The organism is Streptomyces sp. NPDC088745 (assembly GCF_044751045.1).
GTDB lineage: Bacteria > Actinomycetota > Actinomycetes > Streptomycetales > Streptomycetaceae > Streptomyces > Streptomyces cremeus.
The window spans coordinates 83,675-107,335 of record NZ_JBIVLB010000001.1; the positions used below are offsets into that span (position 1 = coordinate 83,675).

Consider the following 23,661-nt stretch of genomic DNA (forward strand, 5'->3'; position numbering starts at 1 on the left):
GCGGGGGGCCGGCCCTCGCCGCTGCTACTGGTTCGCGGCGCGGAACCGCGGGAACGCGGAGCGGCCGGCGTACACCGCGGCGTCGTCGAGGATCTCCTCGATGCGCAGCAGCTGGTTGTACTTCGCGACGCGGTCCGAGCGGGCCGGGGCGCCGGTCTTGATCTGGCCGCAGTTCACGGCGACGGCGAGGTCGGCGATGGTGACGTCCTCGGTCTCGCCGGAGCGGTGGCTCATCATGCACTTGAAGCCGTTGCGCTGCGCGAGCTCGACGGCGTCCAGCGTCTCGGTGAGCGAGCCGATCTGGTTGACCTTGACCAGGAGGGCGTTCGCGGAGCCCTCCTCGATGCCGCGGGCCAGGCGCTCGGGGTTGGTGACGAAGAGGTCGTCGCCGACGATCTGGACCTTGGAGCCGATGCGGTCGGTGATGACCTTCCAGCCCGCCCAGTCGTCCTCGTACAGCGGGTCCTCGATGGAGACCAGCGGGTACGCGGAGACGAGCTCCTCGTAGTACTCGGTCATCTCGGCGGCCGAGCGGGACTTGCCCTCGAACTCGTACTTGCCGTCCTTGTAGAACTCGGAGGCGGCGACGTCGAGCGCGAGCGCGATCTGCTCGCCGGGGATGTAACCGGCCTGCTGGATGGCCTCGACGATGAGGTCGAGGGCGGCGCGGTTGGACTCCAGGTTCGGCGCGAAGCCGCCCTCGTCGCCGAGGCCGGTGGACAGGCCCTTGGTCTTCAGCACCTTCTTGAGGGTGTGGTAGACCTCGGCGCCCCAGCGCAGGGCCTCGGAGAAGGACTCGGCGCCGATCGGCGCGATCATGAACTCCTGGATGTCGACGTTGGAGTCGGCGTGCGACCCGCCGTTGAGGATGTTCATCATCGGGACGGGCAGCAGGTGCGCGTTCGGGCCGCCGAGGTAGCGGAACAGCGGCAGGTCGCTGGCCTCGGAGGCGGCGTGCGCGACGGCCAGGGAGACGCCGAGGATGGCGTTGGCGCCCAGCGAGCCCTTGTTCTCGGTGGCGTCCAGGTCGAACATCGCCTGGTCGATCAGGCGCTGCTCGGTGGCGTCGTAGCCGACGAGCTCCGGGCCGATCTGCTCGATGACGGCGAGGACGGCCTTCTCGACGCCCTTGCCCAGGTAGCGGTTCGGATCGCCGTCACGGAGCTCGATGGCTTCGAAGGCACCGGTGGAGGCGCCGGACGGAACGGCAGCACGACCCGTGCTGCCGTCGTCGAGGCCGACCTCGACCTCGACCGTGGGGTTGCCTCGGGAGTCCAGGATTTCCCGGGCTACGACGACGTCGATGGACGGCACGAGCATCTCCTTATGGGATGTGACGCGAAGGTGGCGGGCCCCCGGAAGGGGCACACGGCGCAGGGTCTCTTTCGGCCTTGCGACAAGAGCCTAACCGGCTCCGGGGCATCGGCCAGCCGATCGACCGCACGCTGGGACGAAAAGATGCCCGAATGCCTGTAATACAGGACGAAGGACCCCGGTGACCTCACCGAGGGTCACGGATCCGTTCTCCCGCGAGCACGGCCCGTGCGCACGCCTGAGTGCTGACGCGCACGGGTGAGCCCTGTCGGGCCGACGCGGCCGGCGGCGCCCGCCCGTACAGGGGACGGCCCCGGCGGGACGCGTTCGGGGGGAAGTCGCGTCCGGCCGGGGCCGGGGGTGCGGAAGGGGGCGGGGGTGAGCCGCCCCCTTCCGCTGCGGACTCCGGGCGGGGGTGGGCCGCCGGAGGTCCGCGGTGCGGGAACCGGGCGGGGGTGGGCCGCCGGGGTTCCCGCGGGGCGGGGACGGACGGGGGTGGGCCGTCGGTCCCCGCTGGATCAGCGCAGGTGGAGCTGCTGACCCGGGAAGATGAGGTCGGCGTCGGAGACGACGTCCTCATTGAGGTCTGCGATGTGCTGCCAGCCGCCCTTGACGTTCTTCGCCTCGGCGATCTTCGACAGGGTGTCGCCGGCCTTCACCTGGTACTCGCCGTCACCCTTCTTGATCGGGCCACCGGCCTTGGACTCGACCTTCGGCACCGAGCGGGTCTGGCTGCGGGAGGCGGCCGGGGCCTCGCGCTTCTTCTCCGCCTTGGGGGCGGACTTCACGGACTTGGTGGACTTCGCGGACTTCTGCGAGGAGCCGGAGCCCGTGCTGACGCCCGGGTCGACACCGTCGTTGCTCAGGTTGCCCGCACCGGCGCAGGCCCAGGCGCCGGGGCCCTGGATCTTGAGCAGCTTCTCGGCGGTGGCGATCTGCTGGCCCTTGGTGGCCAGGTCGGCGCGCGGGGCGTACTTGGTGCCACCGGCGGCGGCCCACGAGGAGTTCGTGAACTGCAGGCCGCCGTAGTAGCCGTTGCCCGTGTTGATGGACCAGTTGCCGCCGGACTCGCACTGGGCAACGGCGTCCCAGGTGTCGACGGAGGCGGCGGAGGCCGAGGTGGCCCCCATCAGCGGGGCGGCGACCGCGACACCGGTGACGCCGGCGATGGCGGCGGCACGGGTGGCCTTGGACGGACGGCGGTGCTTGCCCTTGCTGCTGAAAAGCGACATGGATATTCCCTCACCGACGCCTTCGAGGTGAGCTGTCGGGTTCGGGCTGTGAGTTCGCCCGGCCTCCGGTCCGGATTTCCGCACACTGCTTGCTGCGGCATTCCGTTTCGGCGGCTTCACCCCAAGCCGTTCCCGTCACGTCTCTCAACGTCCGGGCCCGGCACTTACCTTGGGTCCCCCGCTCCTGCCTACGGCGCTTTCGCGACGACTGCTGCCGAGGCCCGCCGGCAGGATTCGGCGTGCGGGCTCCGGTGCTCACCGGTGGCGAGCGATGACGACCGTAATCACAGGTGCCCCGGATGTTCAAAGAGGCACATCCGGGACATCTGCCCCGTACTTGCCCTCTCCTCCCTTGCGTTTACGCAGGTCAGAGGGGGCTTACCGGGAGTCGCCCGAAGGGACGCGCCAGTTGGGGCGAAGAGACTCATGTCTCACTTGCGCAAATGTGGACACAAGCCCCCCAACCACCCCTACTTTTCGCTCTTCTCCGCGGTCTGACCCTCGCTCAGATCCAGGTGCTGACCAGGCTTGATGAGGTCGGGGTCGGTGCCGAGGGACTTCTTGTTGGCCTCGTAGAGGGCCGACCAGCCGCCGGGGACCTCCGCGGCGTCCGCGATGTGCCAGAGGTTGTCACCGGGGCGCACGGTGTACGACTCCTGCTCGGGCGCGCCGCCCGGCCCCTTCTCGCCGCCGCCCCGCGAGGCGTGCCGCCCGGCGTCCCGCTCGGCGAGTTCCCCTTCGGGCGAATCGTCCGGTACGAGGGAGGAGTTCTCCGGCGCGGGCACGCCGCGGTGCTTGCCGGTGCCGGACGTGCCCCGGTCCTCGGCGCCCGGGGCGCCGGTGGCGTCGGGCACGCCCGGGGGCGTGGTGGCGTCGCCGCCCGGCCCGGTGCTGGGCGAGACGCTGGAGCCGGGGGTGGGCTCGACGGGGACGGCGGTGCCGGCGTCGGGCGTGCCGGCGTTCGGGTCCGGGGTCGCGGAGGCGTCGCCGCTCGGGACGGCGCCGGGGGTCCGGTCGCCCGGGGCCTGGTCGCCCAGGGGCCGGTCGCCCGCCGGGGTGTCGTCGCCGGGCCCGGCGTCGGCCGCCGCGCCGTCCGCCGCGTCCGGCTTCGCGGAGTGCGCCGGGGGCGTGGGAGGCGTACGGGAGTCGATGCCGGCGATCGCGCCGGGGTCGGCGGCGTCCACTCCCGCCCCGCCGGAACCGGAACCGGACTGCCCGCCGCCGCCCGGGGCGAGCCCGGAGATGACGGCGCAGCTCGGCCAGGCCTGCGGGCCCTCGGCCCGGAAGACCTTCTCGGCCACCTCGATCTGCTGCGAGCGGCTGGCGAGGTCGGCCCGCGGGGCGTAGGCGTCGCCGCCGTACTGCTCCCACTTGTCCTGGGAGAACTGGAGCCCGCCGTAGTGCCCGTTGCCCAGGTCGGCGCTCCACGCACCGCCGCTCTCGCACTCGGCGACGCGGTCCCAGGCACCTGCCTCGACCGCTCCGGCGCTGGTGGCGCCGAGAAGCGGAATCGCGAGCGCGGAGCCGGTGACCCCGGCGGCGACGACGAGTGCGGGGGCCTGACGCGGGCGGCGGTGTTTACCGTTCCCGGAACGCATGCGGTTGCCTTTCGCTGACGGTGACTCGGCTTCTGGCGAAACAGCCGGGTCGCCCGTGAACGTAGCCGCAGTCGAACACCCGTCACAAGTCGGTGCAGCGGAGATCACGTAAAGGTCACATCGCTGCCGACCGGTCATTTCCGGTGCCCCGCACGCCGCTTCCGAACTCCACCGGCAGCGTGCGCAGTCCGCGCATGATGAGCCCGCCGCGCCACCGCAAATCAGCAGGTTCCGCCGCGAGTCGCAGGTCAGGAAGACGGGTCAGCAGGGTCGCCAGCGCGGTCTGCGCTTCGAGCCGCGCGAGGGGGGCGCCGAGGCAGTAGTGGATGCCGTGCCCGTACCCGAGATGCTGATTGTCCCGACGGCTGAGATCGAGGGTGTCCGGATCGTGGAACCGCTCGGGGTCGCGGTCGGCGGCCGCGAGCACGACGAGCACGGGGTCGCCCACCGCGATCGGCTGCCCGCCGAGGGTGAGCGGTTCGGTGGCGTACCGCCAGGTGGCGAGTTCGACGGGCCCGTCGTAGCGGAGCAGTTCCTCGACGCCGGTGGCGAGGAGGGCGGTGTCGCCCGCGGCGAGGGCCGCTTGGAGCCGCTCGCGCTGCTCCGGGTGGCGCAGGAGGGCGTACGTTCCGTTGCCGATCAGGTTGACGGTCGTCTCGAAGCCCGCGAAGAGCAGGATGAACGCCATCGCGGCGGCTTCGTTCTCGGTGAGGTGCTCGCCGTGGTCGCCGGCCCGGATGAGGTCGGAGATGAGGTCGTCCCCGAGGTCCTCGCGCTTGCGGTGGATCAGCTCGGCGAGGTAGTCGCGCATCTTCTTCACCGACCGGGCCACGCCCCCGCGCGGCCCGCCGCCGTGCCGGATCATCATCCCGGCCCAGTCCCGGAAGTCGTCCTGGTCCTCGCGGGGCACGCCCAGCAGGTCGCAGATCGCGTAGATGGGCAGGGGGAAGGCGAACTCGTGGATGAGGTCGGCGGACCCCCGGTCCGCGAAACCGTCGATGAGCCGGTCGGTGAGCTCCTGCACGCGGGGGGCGAACTCGGCGACCGTGCGCGGGGTGAACGCCTTGGACACGAGGCGGCGCAGCCGGGTGTGGTCCGGCGGGTCGATGTTGAGCAGGTGCGTCATGAGGTCGGCACTGCGCTCGCCGGGGATGCCCGTCTTGCCCTTGGCGTGCGCGGAGCCGGCGTGGTTCGCCGGGTTCTTGCTGAGCCGCTGGTCGGCGAGGGCCTGCTTGGCGTCGGCGTACCGGGTCACCAGCCAGGCCTCGACCCCGCTGGGGAGCCGGGTGCGGTGCACGGGCGCGTGCTCGCGGAGCCAGGCGTAGGCGGGGTAGGGGTCGGTGGCGAACTCCCAGGTGAAGAGTTCGGGGGCGGGGTCGGCGGGGGGTGCGGTGCTCACCCGTCGACGGTAGCCCCTGGCGTCCCCCGGGCGTTTTCCGAGCCCGGCGGGGCGGTCCCGGCAGCGCCGGGCGGGTCAGGCGGCCCCGGCCTCCGCCGCGAGGATCGCGTCCCGGTACGCGCGCGCGGCGGCGCGCAGGGCGGTTTCGGGGTCGACGCCGTCCGCCTCGGCGCGGGCGGCCAGGGCGAGGAGCTGGTAGCCGATGCCGCCGTCGCCCGGGGGAAGGGGGACGGCGAGGCCCGCCGTGCGGGTGCGGGACGCCAGCTTCGCGGCGAGGGCGAGGGCGGGCTGGGCCAGGGGGACGCCCTCCGTCACCGAGGTGCGCTGCTTCTCGACGGCCTTGGTGCGCAGCCAGGTGGCCTTCACGTCGGCCGGGGTGGCGGCCGTCTCGTCGCCGAAGACGTGGGGGTGGCGGTGGATCAGCTTGTCGATGAGGGTCGCGGCGACGTCGTCGATGGAGAAGGGGCCCTGGTCCGGGTCCGCGTCCGGGTCGGCGTCCGCGTCCGGGTCGGCACCGGCGTCGGCGGGGGCCGGGTCGGCGTCCTCGGCGATGCGGGCGTGGAAGACGACCTGGAGGAGCACGTCGCCGAGTTCCTCGCGGAGCTCGGTGCGGTCGCCCGCCTCGATGGCCTCGACGAGTTCGTACGCCTCCTCGATGCCGTACTTGGCGAGCCCCTCGTGCGTCTGCTGCGAGGACCACGGGCACTCGCGCCGGATGCGGTCCATGACCTGGACCAGGTCGAGGAGGCGGGCGCCGGGGAGGTCGTAGGAGCCGGGGAGCAGTTCCAGGTCGGGCATCTGGACGCGGTGGGAGCCCGCGAGGCGGGCCAGTCCGTCGGTGAGCCGGGCGTCGCCCTCGCCGGAGCCCTCGGAGGAGGGGACGACGACGACGGTCCGGGCGCCGTCGGCGCAGTAGGCGACCAGTTCCTCGGCGTCCGGCGTCTCCCGCGAGACGCGCACCCCGGCCTCGTACAGGTACGGCAGCTGCGGGTGCGCGGGGTCGGCGCACAGCACCCGGTCCGCGGAGCGCAGGGTCTGCCAGGCGGGCCAGGACAGCAGGCCGGGGGCGACCCGGTGGCTGGCGGTGAGCAGGACGATGCGGCCGGGGGCGGCGGGTGCGTCGAGGGGTGCTTCGGTGGTCACCCCACGACCGTACCCGCGCCCGCTCCCCCGCCGCCGCCCCGGTGCCGGGACCGGCCACCGCACCCGTCGCGGCACCGGTCGCCGCTTCGGCTACGGCACCTGCTGGGCCCCGGCGTCGGCGGCCGCCTGGGCCTCCTTGTCCTTGGTCTTCTGGACGATCCACGGCGTCTTCTTCGCGACCAGCATGATCTGCTCGTCGTTCCACGCGCCGAAGCGCGGGTTGACGTTGATCTTCAGGTCCTTGGACGCCTTCGCCAGGACGGCGGTCATCTTCTGCATGCCCTGGTTGGTGGAGAGGTCCGCCCGGTGGCGGGCCGCGAGCTTGGTGAGCTGGATGTCGCGGCGTACCGCGGACTCGATCTGCTCGGGGGCGTACCCCTGGCCGAGGAGGTCGGAGCGCAGGCGCTCCTCCGAGCCCTTCTGCTGCACGGCGGCGGCGCGGGCCTGCTGGACCTCCTTGCGGCTGACCGTGATGCCCGCGTCCTCGGCGGCGCGTTCGACGACCCGGCGGAAGAGGGTGATCTGCAGTTCGGCGCGGGTGAGCTGGCCGGTGCCGCTGATGACCTCCTTGCCCTGCGGGGTCTTCGCCTGGGCGGCGCGTACGGCGTTGGCCTGGCCCTGGAGGGCGGACACCTCGATCCGCTCGCCGCCGACGAGGGCCGCGGCTCCCGGGTGGGACTGGCTGCCGCAGGCGGTGAGGAGGGGGCCTGCGGCGAGCAGTCCGGCGGCGGCGAGGAGGGTTGAGCGGGTGCGCGTACGGCGGTGCAAAGGGTGCCTCCCGGGGGCGGTGATCGTGCGGCGTTGCACAACAGCCTTGCGGTTGTCGATGTTAGGCAGCCGGAGTGGTCCGGGCCACTGGTTCGACCAACGAGTCGCGGGTGAGGGGGGATGCGGCGGCGGGGGCCCCGGGCGCGTTCCCGGCGTCGGCGTCGGTCTCGCCGATGAGGAAGTGCGGGCGGCGCTTCGCCTCGTAGTAGATGCGCCCGACGTATTCGCCGACGACGCCGAGCAGCACCATCTGCACGCCGGAGAGCGCGGTGACGGCGACGAGCAGGGTGACGTATCCGGGAGTTTCCACGCCGTTGACGAGCGCGTCACCGACGATCCACGCGGTGTACGCCAGCGCGACGGCGAGGAGAAGGAGGCCGAGGTAGAGGGCGGCCCGGAGTGGTTTGTTGTTGAAGGAGATGACGCCGTCGAGACCGTAGTTGAGGAGTTTCCCGAAGGTCCATTTGGAACGCCCCTCTTCGCGCACCGCGTTCTCGTAGGCGAAGGTCTCGGTCGGATATCCGATCCAGGCGAAAATGCCTTTGGAGAAGCGGTTGTACTCGGTGAGGCGGAGCACGGCGTCGACCGCCCGCCGGGAGAGCAGCCGGAAGTCGCCGACGCCGTCGACGAGTTCCACGTCGACAAGTCGATTCACGAAGCGGTAGTAGGCACGGGCGGTCAGGGTGCGGGTGACGCGGTCGCCCGCCCGGGTGCGGCGGGCGACGACCTGGTCGTTTCCCCGTACGTGCAAGGTGATCATGCGGGCGATGAGCTCGGGCGGGTGCTGGAGGTCGGCGTCCATGATGACGACCGCGTCGCCGCGCGCGTGCCGCAGGCCGGCGAGCATGGCCGCCTCCTTGCCGAAGTTGCGGCTGAAGGAGACGTACCGGGCGCGGGGGTCGTCACCCGCGAGGGACCGGAGATGGCTGAGCGTTTCGTCACCGCTGCCATCGTCCACGTACACGAATTCAAAAGAGATCTCGAAGGGAAAGGCGGGCGCGAACGAGGCGATTTCCCGGGACACGTGCGCGTGGAATCGGCGCACGACTTCCGCCTCGTTGAAACAGGGCACGACGAGGGAGATGAGCATGTGCCATGGGAGCGCGGCCAGATGACGTTCTCTCAGGAGTCGGATGACGGGGAAAGGGCGGTTCGGTTAACGGAATCGCAGGGTGGTGGTGAAAGGGCCGGTGGCGTGTTTACGGTCGAGCCATGCTGAATCGGCTCCGGTTTTCCCGCCCGCGTGTTCGTCCCGCCGTCGCGTCGTCGCTGCTCGCCGCCGTCCTGGCCGCGTTCGCGCACTGCCTGGGGTCGGCGCTGGCGGGCAGCCGGCCCTTCGGCGCGATGAACCGGAACGTGAACGACCTGGGAACGCAGTTCGTCCCCTTCCACGCGCACCTGTGGGACGTGTTGCACGGGCGGGCGGACGGCGGCTGGCTGATCAACTGGCAGTCGGGGTACGGCTCCAGCTTCCTGCCCGACGTGGGTACCTACCTGTCGAGCCCCTTCTCGTGGCTGGTCGCCGTCTTCCCGCGCGAGGAGATCGATCTCGCGGTGTACGTGACGTCGGTGCTGCGGATCGCGGTGGCGGCGGCGGTGATGGCGTGGCTGCTGCTGCGCGTGCGGCCGGGCGGGCGGTGGTGGCTGGCGGGCACGCTGGGGGCGGCGTACGCGCTGTGCGGGTGGTCGGTGATCGAGGCGTCGTACAACCCGATGTGGCTGGACGGGCTGATCGCGTTCCCGCTGCTGTGCGCGGTGGGCGAGGCGATACGGGACGGCCGGCGGCCGGTGCGGTGGTTCTTCGGCGGCGTGCTGCTGGTGGCGTACGTGTGGGTGGCGAACTTCTACACGGCGTACATGGCGACGCTCGGCGCGGGCCTGGTGCTCGCGGCGCGCCTGCTGATGGACGGCGGCCCGTGGCGCCCCCGGCTGCGGGTGGCGGGGAAGGCGTGCGCGGTGGTGGGGCTGGGCGTCGGGCTGTCGGCGCCGCTGCTGCTGACGGTGTACGCGGGGACGCGGCACGCGTACCCGGGGATGGGGCTGACGTTCCGGCCGGCGGGGTGGGAGGACCTGCTGGGGCGGCTGCTGCCGGCGACGTACTCCTTCAGCTCGCCCGCGATGTACGTGAGCGGGGCGGTGCTGGTGCTGGCGTGTGCCCTGCCCTTCCACCGGGGGTTGGCGGCACGGGTGCGGGTGGGGTGGCCGGTGCTGGCGGTACTGGTGGTGCTGTCGATGCAGTGGGGGCCGACGCACTTGGCGTGGCACGCGTTCGCGGAGCCGAACGGGAGCCCGTACCGGCAGACGTTCGTGCTGAGCGGGGTGCTGGTGCTGGCGGGGTGGGCGGCGGTGGGCGAGGGGGCGCTGCCGCGCCGGGTGCTGTGGGGTGGCGTGGGGTGCGTGGTGCTGGTGGGCCTGGCGGGGGCCGGCAGTGCCTTCGTGGTGCGGTGGTCGTGGGCGGGCGCGGCCCTGGGACTGGTGGCGGTGGCGGGGGCGCTGGTGCTGCTGGGGCGGGAGCGGGGACAGGGGCGGGCGCGTCGCGGGTATGCGGTGGCGGCGGCGGTGCTGCTGATCGGCGTCACGGTGGGGCAGTCGGCGCTGACGACGGCGTGGGGGGCGAAGCGGAGGGTGGCGGCGCAGGACGACCACGCGCCGTACGGGCCCCGGCAGGTGGCGCACCGGGCGACGATCGCGGAGGTGGACGGCTGGCCCCGGTACCGGACGGACCCGGGCCGGACGCAGACGGTGCACAACGACGCGATGGTGGTCGGCGGCCAGGGCGCTTCGTACTACAGCAGCGTCACGTCGGCGGTGCTGACCCGCACGCTGTCCGCGCTGGGCGACGGCTGGAACGGCAGCGGGCGCGCCCCGCACAGCCTGGACAACCCGGTGACGGACGCGCTGTGGGGGGTGGGGGCGCGGCTGCGGTCGACGTACCGGCAGGGCGCGGACACGGAGTTCACGGTGGTGCGCGGGGAGGCGGCGCCGCTGGTGACGGTGCGCGACGCGCTGCCGGCGGGGGCGGGGTACGGGCGTTCCGCCTTCGCCAACCAGGAACTGCTGCTGGGGGCGCGGGTGTACGAGCGGGTGCCGGGGACGGCGGGGACGTGCACGCCGGGGGCGCCGGTGTTCGTGTGGGCGCCGGGGCTGAAGGGTTCGGCGCGGCTGGGCGCGGGGCAGCCGGTGGGCTTCGACGCCAGGCGGGGCCGGGTGCGGGCGCCGATGCAGCAGGTGGGAGTGGCCCCCGGGGACGGGCGGGTGCGGGTGCGGCTGGAGGGGTCGGGGAAGCGGGGCGCGGAGGTGGCGTGCCTGCGCGGGGACCGGCTGGCGGCGGCGGTGCGGGAGCTGCGCGGCGCGCCGGAGGTGTCGGGCGTCTCGTTCGGTGACGGAACGGTGGAGGCGCGGGTGCCGGGGGGCACGGGGAACCGGATGGCGGTGGTGGCGGCACCGAGGATCGCCGGGTGGCGGTGCGGCGTCGCGGGGGCGGAACCCGTCCCGGCCGCTTCCTACTTGGGGATGCTGGCGGTGCCGGTGGGACCGGGGGGCGGACTGGTGCGGTGCGAGTTCCACCCCCCGGGGCTGCGGGCGGGCTCGGCGGTGGGGGGTGCGGCACTCGTGGGTGCGGCGGGGACCGGGGCGGCGATGTGGTGGCGCCGGCGGCGGGGCGGGGCGTGGGGGACGGAGACGCGGACGGGGGCGGCCCCGGTGCGGGAGGGGGAGGTCGCGGGGGTGGGTGCGGGGGGCTGAGGGGGCTCCGGGGGCGGTGCGCACCGTCCGGCCGGGGCGGGAGCCGCCCTGCGCAGGGGGGGGGCGGCCGGTCAGCCGGGGCCCGGGCGGCCCGGCGCGGGGGTGGGACGGGCCGGTTCCGCAGGGGTGTCCGGGACGTCGGCGGCCGGGTCGCCCTCCGTCAGGAGGATGCGCCGGGACAGTACGTACGTGACCGGGATCGCGGCCGCCGCCGCCAGGAGCGGCGCGATCCGCTCCCCCACCCCGCACCACTCCACCAGCACGAACACCCCCACCGACGTCACCACGAAGTTCGTGAGGTTCGTCAGCGGGAAGAGCAGGAACTTCCGCCAGGTCGGGCGGGTCCGGTACGTGAAGTACGTGTTCAGGAAGAAGGAGCCCACCATGCTCACCCCAAACGCCAGCACGTACGCCGGGTAGTACGGCAGCCAGGCGTGCAGCGCGAGGTAACAGCCGTAGAAGGTGCCGGTGTTGACCCCGCCCACGAGGGCGAAGCGCGCGATCTGGAGGAGTTGCGGGTTCACTGTCCGGGACGCGCCCGCAGGAAGGCCGAGGTGGCCACCCGGCCCAGCAGTTCCAGGCGGGAGCCGCCGTCGGCGAGATGTTCCGCGAGGGCTTCGCCGACGCCCGGCCAGGCGGTGTCGCCGTAGTCGTCGAGGACGACGACGCCTCCGTCGGCGACGACCTCCTCGGCCCAGCGCAGGTCGGTGCGGACGCCCTCGCGGGAGTGGTCGCCGTCGACGATCACGACGCCGTAGCGCCGGTCGGACACCGCGGCCCGTACGTCCGTGTCCTGCGAGAAGCCCCGTTGGATACGGAAGTCGGCGTCGGCGAGCGCGAGGTTCGCCCGTACGACGTCCTCCCGGACGGGAGTGCCCGTGGGGTCGTCCGCCTCCCGCGCGGCGTCCGGCTGGAGCTGCGAGCCGATGAGCGGATCGATGACGGTGAGCCGCGCCTCGACGCCCTCGCGGTGCAGCATCCGCGTGAGGGCGGTGGCGAACAGGCCGTACAGGGTGCCGATTTCGAGTACGTCGGGGTGCTTGGGCGGTGCCAGCAGGGGGATGGTGGCGAGCTTGCCGCAGACGTTGGACGTGCCGCCCGCCATCCGGCCGACGCCGAGGGCCTCCAGGGCGACGACGGTACGGAACGCCGAGGTCACCGCCCGCCGGGCGTGCCCGCTGCCGCTCACGTCGGCCACCTGGGCGACGAGGATGTCGATCTGCCCGGCGGAGGGCATCCGGTGGGCGCCGCGGCCGGTGCGGTCGAGGAGCAGACCGACGGCCGTGCTCTGCTTCTTGAGGGCGTCCACCTCGGCCCGCAGCGCGTCGAGTTCGGCACGGGCCCCCCGCGTCTGGCTGCGTACGCGCTGGTCGACGAGGTCCGCGAGGGGGCGCAGGGCGCGCCGGGCGAGGGGATGCGTCAGCAGGGGCATGGCGGGGACGGTAGGGGATGCGGGGGTGCGGGGCGTGGCGGGCGGCTGTCGACGGGGCGAAGGGGAGGTGTCGGGGCGGGTCGCCGCACCGGGCCCCTGCGGGGGGCTCCGGGACGCCTCCTGGAGGCAGCCGCGATGCTCCCCGAGACCGCCGCGGCTCCCACGGGTCCCACGAGCCTCCCGGTGGGCACCGCGATCCTCCCGGTGGGCACCGCGACCCTCCCGGTGGGCGCCGCGCCCCACCCGGGGATCTCCGCACTCCTCCCGGAAGCGGAGGTTCCTCGACGGGCGCGGGGACCCGCGCGACCAGCCACGGCGCGTCCGCACGGCCCGGGGCCCGCCCCCCTCCGCTCAGCGGGGACCGCCGAACTGCCGCTGCCGGTCCAGCCCGCGCCGGATCTCGCCCACCAACGGGTGGTACGAGCCGTACACCCGCTCCACGTCGTGGAGCAGCGCCTGCGACTGCCGCCCCGCCTCCCCGTGGTCCCCCATCGCCAGCAGCAACTGCGCGATCCGGTGCCGGAGTTCGAAGGCCCGTGCCGGGTCGCCCCCGGAGACGTAGCCGTTCTCGTAGTACGGGAGCAGCACCCGGTACTCGCCGAGTGCCGCCGCCGGTTCGCCCAACTGCTCCAGGCACTGCGCCGCGTCGTACCGGAACTGGAGCGCCTGCGGGTCCGCCGGCCCCGATTCCGCCGCCCGTTCGTCGGCCAGGCGGCGCAGCTCGGGCAGCGCGCGCCGGTACTGACCGTCGTCCAGCAGGGTCGCCGCGTACTGCTTGCGCAGGATGCGCACCACCGGGGAGCGCTCGCCGTGCTCGGCGGCGGCCGCCGGGAGGATGTTGCCGAGCAGGTCGACGGCCTGGGTGATGCGGCCCTCGCCGAGGAGCTGCTTGACCTCGTCGACCGCTCCCGCCACGTCGGGTTTCGCGGGAGTCGGCGGCTGCACGGGCGGCGCAGGGGGCGGGGCCGCCGCCCGGTCCGGCCAGGGCGCCTGCGGCCGCAGGAAGGGGCGGGTCGGGTCGAGCGGCCCGGCCGGCAGGCCCCGCGCGGGCAGCAGCGGCGCCAGCCGCTCGTACACCTCGTGCACCGAACCGGGCCGGTGCTGCGGGTCCTTGGCGAGCAGGTGCAGGACGAGCGCCTCCAGGGCCGGCGGCACTTCGGGGCGCGTCCGCCGCACCGGCGCCGGCGCCTCGTACAGGTGCCGGTGCAGGATGCCGAGCGCGGTCGTCCCGGCGAAGGGGACGTCGCCGGTGAGCAGTTCGTGCAGCAGCACGCCGAGTGCGTACAGGTCGGTGTACGGCCCGACCGCGCCGCCCATCGCCTGCTCCGGCGCCATGTACGCGGGGGTGCCGATGGGAGTGCCGGTGTGGGTGAGGCGGGTGGTGTCGGTGTCGAGGACGGAGGCGACGCCGAGGTCGAGGACGGTGAGGGTGCCGTCGGGCTTGACCATGACGTTGCGCGGCTTGAGGTCGCGGTGGACGATCGGCACCGCGTGCACGGCGGCCAGCACCGCGCACAACTGGGCGGCGACGGACACGGTCCACTGCCAGGGGTACGGGTCGTCGTGCTCGGCGAAGTGGTCGGCGAGGTCGGCGCCTTCGACGTACTGCATGACGAGGTAGAGGTCGTCGTCGTCGCTGCCCGCGTCGTGCACGGTGACCAGGCCCGGGTGGTCGACCTGGGCGGTGACGCGGCACTCGCGCACGAAACGGCGGCGCATGTCCTCGGCCTCGGTGGCGGCGTGCATCCGGTCGGGGCGCAGCAGTTTGACGGCGACGCGCCGGTCGAGGCGCTGGTCGTACGCCGTCCAGACCTGGCCCATGCCGCCCTGGCCGATGAGGGTGGCGAGCTCGTAACGGCCCGCGATGACACGGCCGTTCACGGACGGCGTCCCCCGCCCTGGCCGTCCTGGCCGCCCGGACCGCCCTGGCCGTCCCGGGGGTCCTTGCGCAGCAGCTCGCTCAGTTCGTCCAGTTCGGCGCGCACCTGGTTGATCCGGGGCTGCGGCTGCCCGGACGGCTGGTACGGCTGCGGCTGCGACTGCCCGGACGGCTGGTACGGCTGCGGCTGCGACTGCGGCACGGGAGGCTGCTGATGCACGGGAGGACGTTGATGCACGGGAGGCTGCTGATGTGCGGGGGGCTGCTGGTGCACGGGCTGTTCCCGTACCGGCGGATACCCGTACGCGGGACCGGCGGTGGGCTGCTGCTGCGGGTATCCGTACGGGCCGGCCGGGTGCCCGGGGCCGGCGGGCGGCGGGGTCCCCCACCCGTACGCCGGGGCCGGCGGCTGCCGGAAGTGCTGGACGTCGGCGATCAGGAAGTGCGTCGCGGAGGCGATCGACACGGCGATCAGGATCGCCAGGCAGACGTAGTCGACGCCGTTGGACTGCGTCGGCACGTCCGGGTCGTCGGACGGCGGCGCGCCGAACGCCCCCATGACGATCACCGTGGTGATCACCACGACCAACTGGCCCGCGAACAGCAGCCAGTCCGAGGTCCGCTTGCGCAGGACGGCGGTGCGCAGGGGGGCCGCCCAGGAGAGCAGTCCGCAGGAGCCGAGGGCGAGCACCGTGAACACCACGCGGAGCGTGATCAGCCCGGCGGGCGTGGGCTGGCTGCGCGGCGGCGTGAGGCCGGGGCCGTGCATGGCTGCTCCTGGGGTGACGGCACGTGGCGGAACGTGCTGGGGGACGGACGACGAGCGTATACAGCGACTCCGACAACGGCCCCGGGGTTGTACGGATCGGACCACTATTCCGGGCGGCCGTGCCGACGGCAGCCCCGAGGCCCCCTACTGCTGCTCCGACGGCTGCTCCGGCGGAACCGTCCCGTCCGCCAGCCCGTCGTACCACCGCTGCACCAGCCGCTCCCCCAGCCTTCCCGCCAGCCGCAGCGCGTCCTCGAACGCGGCGAGCGCGCGGAAGCGGTCGCCGTAGCGGCGCTGGTCGGCGAGCGGCAGCCGGGGCAGTTGGAGGCGGCGCACGTCGAGCCGGGCGGCGGTGGAGGCGTAACTGCTGGCCTGCCGGTTGTTGGCGGTGCCGCGCAGGAACCCGGCGAGGAACCACGGGTCGAGGGCCGCCGGGTCCGGCCGCAGCAGGTGCAGGTTGCGCCCGAGCACGGCCCCCGCTCCCGCCCGGTCGATGACGCGGGCCACCGCGCCACCGCCCAGCACGGGTACGACGACGTCACCGGGCTCGGTCAGCACGGCGTCGCCGTCCCCGGCGTCGGCGGACGTACCGGACGCCGCGCTTCCGGTGAGCACGTCCTGCTCGGTGAGCACCCGCGCGCCGTCGGGGCCGCCACCGGCCGATCCGGTGCGCAGCACCAGCGCGCCCGCGCGGGCGAGTTCGCCGACGGTGGTGACGGGCCAGTGCGCGGGCGGCGCGCCCGCACCGGCTTCGGCGCCGGCCCCCGTGCCCGTGCGCGGCGTCAGCTCGGCCGTCAGCCGCAGGGTGTCCGCCAGTTCCTCCGTTGCGGTCGCCAGCTCGGCGGCGCCGCCGTCGGCGGCCGGGGGCGGCAGGTGCCGGGCGGGGGCGAGGTCGACGTCGTCGTCGAGGAGTTCGATGACGGGCACGGCGCGGCTCACACCGGGGCGTTCCTCGACGGTGCCCGCGCTGTCGAAGGCCTGCCAGGTGCCGAGCACGGCGGTGTGCAGGGCGGCCCAGTCGAGCCGGTCGCGCCCGGCTTCGGACAGGTCGGCGGTGTCGACGACGAGGAGTTGCGGGGCGTTGCGCGCACCGGGGCCGGTGCCGGCGGCCGGCTTGCGCAGGACCCACAGGTGCAGTGGGACTCCGTACGGCGGGGCCGCGCCCGCGGGCAGGGCGACGACGGCGCGCAGCGCTCCCCGGCGCAGCAGGTCGGCGCGGACGCGGCGGCCGGAACGGCGGGAGGCGGCGGCCGGGGGCATCAGCAGCACGGCGGTGCCGCCCGGACGCAGGCGGGCCAGCGCGTGCTGCACCCAGGCGAGTTCGGACTCGGTGCGGGCGGGGAAGCCGTACTCCCAGCGCGGGTCGTAGGCGAGTTCGTCGTGCCCCCAGTTGCGTTCGTTGAACGGCGGGTGGCTGACCACCGCGTCCACCGCGACCTGCCGGAACACGTCGGCGCGCAGGGTGTCGGCGGCGGCGGCCCGCACCTCGGTGGCGCGGGCGTCGGCGCACAGGGCGAGCCGCAGCGCGGCGAGGGCGGCGAGGTCGGGGTCGGCGTCCTGCGCGTACAGGGTGCTCGGCCGGTCCGCCTCGCCGCCCGCCTCCAGGACGGCGCGGAGCAGGGAGGCGGTGCCGCAGGCGGGGTCGAGGACGGTGCGGGGGCGGCCCGCGAGGGCGGCCATGAGGGCGGCGGGACCGGCGGGGGTGAGCGTGTACTGGCGCGGGTTGGCGTCCAGGTGCCGGCCGAGCAGGAACTCGTAGACCTGCGACGGCCCGTCCTGCGCGGCCAGTTCGGCGGCGGCCCGCAGCAGCGGCACGGAGGAGGCGAGAGCGGCCGGGTCCGGTGTGCGCACGGCCCGCAGCCACTCGCCGCCGAGCCGTCCGTCGAGGACCTGGGCCACGGCCAGGGGCAGGAGTTCGGCGCACCGGGCGTCGGATCCGGCGGCGGCGGTCTTCCACGCCGTCGGCCTCTCCCGTACGAGGAGGAGCGCGCATCCGGTGTGCACCAGGGCGGTGTTGGCACCGGCGGGGTGGCCCGCCACCTGCTGCCAGACGCGCTCGCGCAGGGGGACCTCGGCCAGCTTGCCCTGGGCGCGGAGCCAGGCCTCGACCTCGGCGAGCGCGAAGGAGGGGCTGGTCTCGGTGCCGCCGACCGGCTTGGGGAAGTCGCCGTGACGGCGCCGCCAGTTGCTCACGGCGGCCCTGCCGACTCCGGCCAGCCGGGCGATTCCGGCTGCGGTCACCTCTGTTGCGTTGTCCGGCACCGCGGTTGCCCCTCTCGGCGTATGAGCTGTGTTCCGAGCATACCGACAGTCGCGTTCACACCTCACTTCACAGCGTGAACACTCCCTTTCTCGTGAACTTGGTTGACTCGGTTCACAGCTTCTGTTGTCATTGACCCAACGCACCCCGTCCCCATCGAGGGCCACCGCCGGAGGGCATCCCATGTCTCAGTACTCGCACCAGCCGACGCACCCGCAGGGCCCCGAGCCGCAGTACTACGGCACGCCCGGAAGCCATGGCGGAGGCCACGACGGCGGGCCCTACGGCGATCACGGCGGCCCCGGCGGTCACGGTGGCCCCGGTGGTCACGGCGCGCCCCGCGCCGCCCGCAACGGCCTGGGCACCGCGGCCCTGATCCTCGGCATCGTCGGCGCGCTGTCGGGCCTGATCCCGCTGATGTTCTGGCTGGCCGGAATCCTCGGCCTGATCGCGCTGATCCTGGGCCTGACGGGCCACGGCCGGGTCAAGCGCGGCGAGGCGACGAACAAGGGCGTGACCCTGACCGGCGCGGCGCTCGGCCTGGTCTCGCTGATCCTGTCGGTAGTGGGCGCGGTACTGCTGTTCAAGGCGGTCGACGAGGGGATCAAGGAGGTGGACAAGGCCCTGTCGGGGCAGGAGGCCACCAAGAAGGACGGCACGGCCGGCGGGGCGAAGGCCGACGGCAAGGGCGGGGACGACGGCACGGGCGGGTCCGGCGAGAAGGCCACCGACAAGGCGCTCGGCGCGGGCGACTCCGCCGAGTACGGCGACAAGCTGACCGTCACGGTGTCGGCGCCGGTGAAGTACACGCCCAGCGCGTACGCGGCGGGTCACACCAAGGGCAACAAGGCCCGTCTGGTGACGGTGGTCATCCACAACGCGGGGACGAAGAAGTTCGACGCCACGGGCGTGCTGGCGACGGCCCGCGCGGGCAAGGACGGCACGCAGGCCGAGCAGATCTTCGACGAGAACGCCGGCACGATGTTCCAGGGCGGCATCCTGCCCGGCAGGAAGGCCACCGTGAAGTACGCCTTCAGCGTCCCGGCCGACGCGAAGAACCTGACCGTCGAGATCACCCCGGGCTTCGAGCACAAGGCGTCGCAGTGGGAGCTCACGCTCTGAGCTCCGGCGGCAGCACGCGCCGCGCTCCGGCAGGGCCCCTGGAGGGGGGCGGCCCTGCCGGAGCGCAGTGCGTGCGTCACCGTCCGGCGGGGGCCTCGGTCGGGTTGCCGCCGCTGGGCAGCCCCTGCCGCGGGCAGTCCTTGAGCACCGCCTTCATGGCGTCGCGCTCGCCCGGGGTCACCCACAGCCCGTACTTCTTCTTCACCGCGACCTGCGAGGCGACGTACGCGCACCGGTAGCCCTTGTTCGGCGGGAGCCAGGTGGCGGTGTCGCCGTCGCCCTTCCTGCGGTTCGCGGAGGCCTCGGCGGCCAGCAGGTTCAGCGGGTCGTTGGCGAAGGCCAGCCGCTTGCCCTTGCTCCACTGCTGGGCGCCCTTCTGCCAGGCGTCCGACAGCGCCACCAGGTGGTCGATGTCGACCTTGCTCGCACCGCGCCGGTATTCGACGCGGGTGCCCGTGTACGGGTCGTCGGCCAGCACACCGGAGGAGACCTTGCACTTCCTGGCGTCGCCGAAGGCCACGTCCTTCAGATCGCGCTTGAGGATGTCGTCGCGGGTTCCGCAGCCGTTGTCGTCGGTGTCGGCCCAGGCGCGCCCGAACGAGGCGCGCTGGTAACCCGTCTTCGGGGCCCGGCCCTTGACGGCGAGGTCGTCCACGGCGGCCAGCGCGGAGCCGGGCTTCCCGACGGTGCCGCCCGGCCCAGAACCCGAACCCGCCCCCGAACCGGGCCCCGTGCCGGACCGCACGGCGTCGCAGCCGACGCCGCCGAGCAGCAGGGCGGCCCCAAGTCCCGCCGCGGACACGGCTTTCCAGGCACTCCTGGACGTACGAGCTGTCACGACGAACCCCACCCCACGACTTCTTCGGCTGTTGCGCACCGGCGGACGGCCCACGCGCTGTCGCACACCGCGAACGGCCCACGCGCGGTCGCACTCCGGCGAGCGGCCCACCTTAGGAATGCCTGCCCCGAACGGACGGACCGACCCGCGACGTACCACCGAAATGTGTCCCGCTCCACATGTCGCGCCGGCGGCTCCCGGCGCGCGTGATCCTGTCCCCGGGCGTAGCGTCTGAAAGGTCCCGTTCGTCCGCACCGCAGGCGTCCGGCACCGGACGGCACCTCCGGACCCCCGCCCGCGAGGCCGCTCTTCGCGGTCTCGCGGGCGGTGTCTTGCCCGGCCCCCCTGCGGGGGCGGGCCGGTCAGCCCAGGATGGTGGTGAGGAACTCGCCCGTCCAGGACAGCAGCTCGCGGCCCACCACCGGCTTTCCGCCGATCTTCCCGCCGGTCGGCCGCGGCACCAGGATCTGGTGCGCGGTCGGCTTGATCACCGTCCGCGGGTACAGCCGCTTCAGCCGCAGCTCCTGCGACTCCCTCAGCTCCACCGGCGCGAACCGGATGTTCGGGCCCTGGAGGACGATCTCCCCGACCCCGCAGGCCCGGGCCAGCATCCGCAGGCCCGCGACCAGGAGCAGGTTCTCCACCGGCTCGGGCAGCTTGCCGTAACGGTCGGTGAGTTCCTCCCGCACCGCCGCGATGTCCGCCTCCGTCGTCGCCGCCGCGATCGCCCGGTACGCCTGGAGGCGCAGCCGCTCACCCGGCGCGTAGTCGTGCGGAACGTGCGCGTCCACCGGGAGTTCGATCTTGACCTCCAGCGGGGCCTCTTCCTCCTCCGTCCCGTCGACCGCCGCCCGGTAGTCGGCCACCGCCTCGCCGACCATGCGGATGTAGAGGTCGAAGCCGACGCCCGCGATGTGGCCGGACTGCTCGCCGCCGAGCAGGTTGCCCGCGCCGCGGATCTCCAGGTCCTTCATCGCCACGTACATGCCCGCACCCATCTCCGTGTGCTGGGCGATCGTCGCGAGCCTCTCGTGCGCGGTCTCCGTGAGCGGCTTCTCCGGCGGGTAGAGGAAGTACGCGTAACCGCGCTCGCGGCCTCGGCCGACGCGGCCGCGCAACTGGTGGAGCTGCGAGAGACCGAAGTTGTCGCCGCGCTCCACGATCAGGGTGTTCGCGTTGGAGATGTCGATGCCGGACTCGACGATCGTCGTCGACACGAGCACGTCGAACTTCTTCTCCCAGAAGTCCACGACGACCTGTTCGAGCGCCGTCTCCGACATCTGGCCGTGCGCGGTGGCGATGCGCGCCTCGGGCACGATCTCGCGCAGCTTGGCCGCCGCCCGGTCGATGGACTCCACCCGGTTGTGGATGTAGAAGACCTGGCCCTCGCGCAGCAGTTCGCGGCGGACGGCCGCGCCGATCTGCTTCTCCTCGTACGGACCGACGAAGGTCAGCACGGGGTGCCGCTCCTCGGGCGGGGTGGTGATGGTCGACATCTCGCGGATGCCGGTGACCGCCATCTCCAGCGTACGGGGGATGGGTGTGGCCGACATGGTCAGTACGTCGACATTGGCCCTGAGCTTCTTGAGCTGTTCCTTGTGCTCGACGCCGAAGCGCTGCTCCTCGTCCACGACGACCAGCCCCAGGTCCTTGAACCTGGTCTCCTGGGAGAAGAGCCGGTGCGTACCGATGACGATGTCGACCGAGCCGTCCGCGAGCCCCGCGAGGGTGGCCTTCGACTCGGTGTCGGTCTGGAAGCGGCTCAGCGCCCGCACGTTGACGGGGAACTGCGCGTACCGCTCGGTGAACGTGCCGAAGTGCTGCTGCACCAGCAGCGTCGTCGGCACCAGCACCGCCACCTGCTTGCCGTCCTGCACGGCCTTGAAGGCGGCGCGCACCGCGATCTCGGTCTTGCCGTAGCCGACGTCGCCGCAGATCAGCCGGTCCATGGGGACGGACTTCTCCATGTCCTCCTTCACCTCGGCGATGGTGGACAACTGGTCGGGCGTCTCCACGTACGGGAAGGCGTCCTCCAGCTCGCGCTGCCAGGGGGTGTCGGGGCCGAAGGTGTGGCCGGGCGCGGCCATGCGCGCGGAGTACAGCTTGATGAGGTCGGCGGCGATCTCCTTGACGGCCTTCTTGGCCCGCGCCTTGGTCTTCGTCCAGTCGGCGCCGCCGAGCCGGTGCAGCGTCGGGGCCTCGCCGCCGACGTACTTCGTCACCTGCTCCAGTTGGTCGGTGGGGATGTACAGCCGGTCGCCGGGCTGGCCGCGCTTGGCCGGCGCGTACTCGACGAGCAGGTACTCGCGGGTCGCGCCCTGCACCGTGCGCTGCACCATCTCGACGTACCGCCCCACACCGTGCTGCTCGTGCACGATGAAGTCACCGGCCTGGAGGGTGAGCGGGTCGACGGACTTGCGGCGGCGGGCGGGCATCCGCCCGAGTTCCTTGGTGGCGGTGCGCTGGCCGGTCAGGTCCGTCTCGGTGAGGACGGCGAGCTGGAGCGCCGGGTCGACGAAGCCGTTGTCGAGGCCGCCGCAGGCGACGTGCACGACGTTCGGGGAGAGCTCGGCGAGGCCGGATTCCAGGCGTGCGGCGATGCCCTCCCCCGACAGGACCTCGACCGTACGGGCGGCGGTCCCGTGCCCCTCGGTCACGAACACCACGCGCCAGCCGTCGGCCAGCCACCCCTTGGTGTCGGCGAGGGCCTTGGCCGTGTCGCCCCGGTACAGCTCGGGGGCGTGCATGCCGAGCTTGAGGGTGTCGTCCTCGAACTCCGCGTCGTCGGCGGCGAACGGCGAGACCGACCACCACATCATCCCGAGCTCGCGCGCCCGGTCCCGGACGTCGGCGATGCCCCACAGCGAGGCCGCGCCGACGTCGATCGGCGCCTCGCCGCCGCCGGCGGTGGCCGCCCACGACGCCTGGAGGAACTCCTGGCTGGTCGCGACGAGGTCCGCGGCCCGCGTCCGCACCCGCTCGGGGTCGCAGACGACCGTCATCGAGCCGCCGGGCAGCACGTCGAGCAGCAGCTCCATGTCGTCGACGAGAACCGGGGCGAGGGACTCCATGCCCTCGACCGCGATGCCCTCGGCGATCTTGTGCAGCAGCTCGCCCAGCTCGGGGTGCTCCTCGGCCAGCGCGGCGGCCCTCTGCCGCACGTCGTCCGTCAGCAGCAGCTCCCGGCACGGCGGCGCCCACACCCCGTGCTCGGCGACCTCCAGGGACCGCTGGTCGGCGACCTTGAAGTACCGGATCTCCTCGACGTCGTCGCCCCAGAACTCCACCCGCAGGGGGTGCTCCTCGGTCGGCGGGAACACGTCCAGGATTCCGCCCCGTACGGCGAACTCGCCGCGCTTCTCGACCAGTTCCACCCGCTGGTACGCGGCCGCCGCCAGCGCGTCGGTGACCGCTCCCAGCTCGGCGGTCTGCCCGGACCTGATGGACACCGGCACGAGATCGCCGAGCCCCTTGACCTGCGGTTGCAGCACGGACCGTACGGGAGCCACGACGACGCTGACGGGTCCCGCAGCCGGGTCGTCGGGGCTCGGGTGGGCGAGCCTGCGCAGGACGGCGAGCCGCCGCCCCACGGTGTCCGACCGGGGGGAGAGCCGCTCGTGCGGCAGGGTCTCCCAGGCCGGGAACTCCGCCACGGAGTCCTCCGGCAGCAGGGTCCGCAGGGTGGCGGCCAGCTCCTCGGCCTCCCGCCCGGTGGCGGTGACGGCCAGCACGGGCCGCCCGGCGTCACGGGCGAGGGCGGCGAGGGCGAAGGGGCGGGCGGCGGAGGGTCCGACGAGGTCGACGTGCATGCGGTTGCCGTCGACGGCGGCCTTGACCGCTTCGGCGAGCGCCGAGTCTCGTACCACTGCATCCAGCAGGCCGTGCAGGCTCATGAAAGGCATCCATCCGAACGCTTGGATCACTGAGGTGGACCGCGCACGCCCGGGGGCCGGGGGCCGAAGGGGCAACGCGAGCCGCCCGACACGTCGCACGGGCCGGGGCCTCCCAGCCTACGACGCCGTCCGCCGGCCCGCTGGCCGAAGCGGGCCGGCCCTCCGGGGCGAGGGCGCTAAGGCCCTGGGCCCCTTGCGGCACGGGCGCTGGGGCGGGGCGGAGCCCCGGGGGGGCGGGAGCGGGCGGGGCCGCCCCCCTCGCCCGCCCCT

The 23,661-nt window shown here is 73.5% G+C and carries 16 protein-coding genes and 1 riboswitch; of the genes, 2 read left to right on the top strand and 14 right to left on the bottom strand.

Annotation, left to right across the window (positions count from 1 at the left end):
* Positions 1-24 precede the first annotated feature (24 nt).
* From eno to ACIP93_RS00390, 7 genes are all read right to left on the bottom strand, one after another.
* Positions 25-1,320: a phosphopyruvate hydratase gene (eno, locus tag ACIP93_RS00360; protein WP_345222221.1), complete on the bottom strand. Its 1,296-nt coding sequence runs from the start codon at positions 1,318-1,320 to the stop codon at positions 25-27.
* Between the two features lie 512 nt (positions 1,321-1,832).
* Positions 1,833-2,546 carry a transglycosylase family protein gene (locus ACIP93_RS00365; RefSeq protein WP_345222219.1) on the bottom strand — a complete coding sequence of 238 codons (714 nt, stop codon included), beginning with the start codon at positions 2,544-2,546 and terminating at the stop codon, positions 1,833-1,835.
* A 2-nt stretch (positions 2,547-2,548) separates the two neighbouring features.
* Positions 2,549-2,752: riboswitch (cyclic di-AMP (ydaO/yuaA leader) on the bottom strand.
* A gap of 264 nt (positions 2,753-3,016) precedes the next feature.
* The gene (locus ACIP93_RS00370) at positions 3,017-4,144 is read right to left on the bottom strand and encodes a transglycosylase family protein (RefSeq protein ID WP_401754014.1); all 1,128 of its coding nucleotides are present in this window, start codon (positions 4,142-4,144) and stop codon (positions 3,017-3,019) included.
* A gap of 115 nt (positions 4,145-4,259) precedes the next feature.
* Entirely contained in the window at positions 4,260-5,543 is a 1,284-nt protein-coding gene (locus tag ACIP93_RS00375; protein WP_401754017.1) for a cytochrome P450, read from the bottom strand.
* 75 nt (positions 5,544-5,618) lie between these two features.
* Positions 5,619-6,686: a nucleoside triphosphate pyrophosphohydrolase gene (locus tag ACIP93_RS00380; protein ID WP_401754020.1), complete on the bottom strand. Its 1,068-nt coding sequence runs from the start codon at positions 6,684-6,686 to the stop codon at positions 5,619-5,621.
* 90 nt (positions 6,687-6,776) lie between these two features.
* A complete protein-coding gene (locus ACIP93_RS00385) occupies positions 6,777-7,454 on the bottom strand; it encodes a SurA N-terminal domain-containing protein (protein WP_401754023.1) in 678 nt (225 codons plus the stop codon).
* A gap of 61 nt (positions 7,455-7,515) precedes the next feature.
* Positions 7,516-8,544 carry a glycosyltransferase family 2 protein gene (locus tag ACIP93_RS00390; protein WP_380836801.1) on the bottom strand — a complete coding sequence of 343 codons (1,029 nt, stop codon included), beginning with the start codon at positions 8,542-8,544 and terminating at the stop codon, positions 7,516-7,518.
* Between the two features lie 122 nt (positions 8,545-8,666).
* Here ACIP93_RS00390 and ACIP93_RS00395 point away from each other — a divergent pair, with 122 nt between their 5' ends.
* The gene (locus tag ACIP93_RS00395; protein ID WP_401754027.1) at positions 8,667-11,198 is read left to right on the top strand and encodes a YfhO family protein; all 2,532 of its coding nucleotides are present in this window, start codon (positions 8,667-8,669) and stop codon (positions 11,196-11,198) included.
* A gap of 71 nt (positions 11,199-11,269) precedes the next feature.
* On the opposite strand, the gene ACIP93_RS00400 is transcribed toward ACIP93_RS00395, so the two are convergent.
* The 5 genes from ACIP93_RS00400 to ACIP93_RS00420 form a co-directional block, all read right to left on the bottom strand.
* Positions 11,270-11,722 (bottom strand): GtrA family protein, encoded by a 453-nt coding sequence (locus ACIP93_RS00400; RefSeq protein WP_401754030.1) that lies wholly within the window; start codon positions 11,720-11,722, stop codon positions 11,270-11,272.
* Positions 11,719-12,630 (bottom strand): class I SAM-dependent methyltransferase, encoded by a 912-nt coding sequence (locus ACIP93_RS00405; protein ID WP_401754033.1) that lies wholly within the window; start codon positions 12,628-12,630, stop codon positions 11,719-11,721. The genes ACIP93_RS00400 and ACIP93_RS00405 overlap by 4 nt, the downstream gene beginning before the upstream one ends.
* Positions 12,631-12,981: 351 nt before the next feature.
* Positions 12,982-14,511: a protein kinase gene (locus ACIP93_RS00410; protein WP_401754036.1), complete on the bottom strand. Its 1,530-nt coding sequence runs from the start codon at positions 14,509-14,511 to the stop codon at positions 12,982-12,984.
* Complete coding sequence (locus ACIP93_RS00415; protein ID WP_401754039.1) at positions 14,508-15,278, bottom strand: hypothetical protein; 771 nt, start codon at positions 15,276-15,278, stop codon at positions 14,508-14,510. Before ACIP93_RS00415 ends, ACIP93_RS00410 begins: the two co-directional genes overlap by 4 nt.
* A gap of 144 nt (positions 15,279-15,422) precedes the next feature.
* Positions 15,423-17,519, bottom strand: a complete 2,097-nt coding sequence (locus ACIP93_RS00420; protein WP_401754042.1) for an N-6 DNA methylase — start codon at positions 17,517-17,519, stop codon at positions 15,423-15,425.
* Between the two features lie 202 nt (positions 17,520-17,721).
* On the opposite strand from ACIP93_RS00420, the gene ACIP93_RS00425 reads away from it, so the two are divergent.
* Complete coding sequence (locus tag ACIP93_RS00425) at positions 17,722-18,660, top strand: hypothetical protein (protein ID WP_401754045.1); 939 nt, start codon at positions 17,722-17,724, stop codon at positions 18,658-18,660.
* A gap of 76 nt (positions 18,661-18,736) precedes the next feature.
* Here ACIP93_RS00425 and ACIP93_RS00430 read toward each other — a convergent pair whose 3' ends face one another.
* Positions 18,737-19,498, bottom strand: coding sequence for an HNH endonuclease family protein (locus tag ACIP93_RS00430; protein ID WP_401754048.1), 762 nt, complete (start codon positions 19,496-19,498; stop codon positions 18,737-18,739).
* 362 nt (positions 19,499-19,860) lie between these two features.
* A complete protein-coding gene (mfd, locus tag ACIP93_RS00435) occupies positions 19,861-23,391 on the bottom strand; it encodes a transcription-repair coupling factor (protein WP_401754051.1) in 3,531 nt (1,176 codons plus the stop codon).
* Positions 23,392-23,661: the final 270 nt, after the last annotated feature.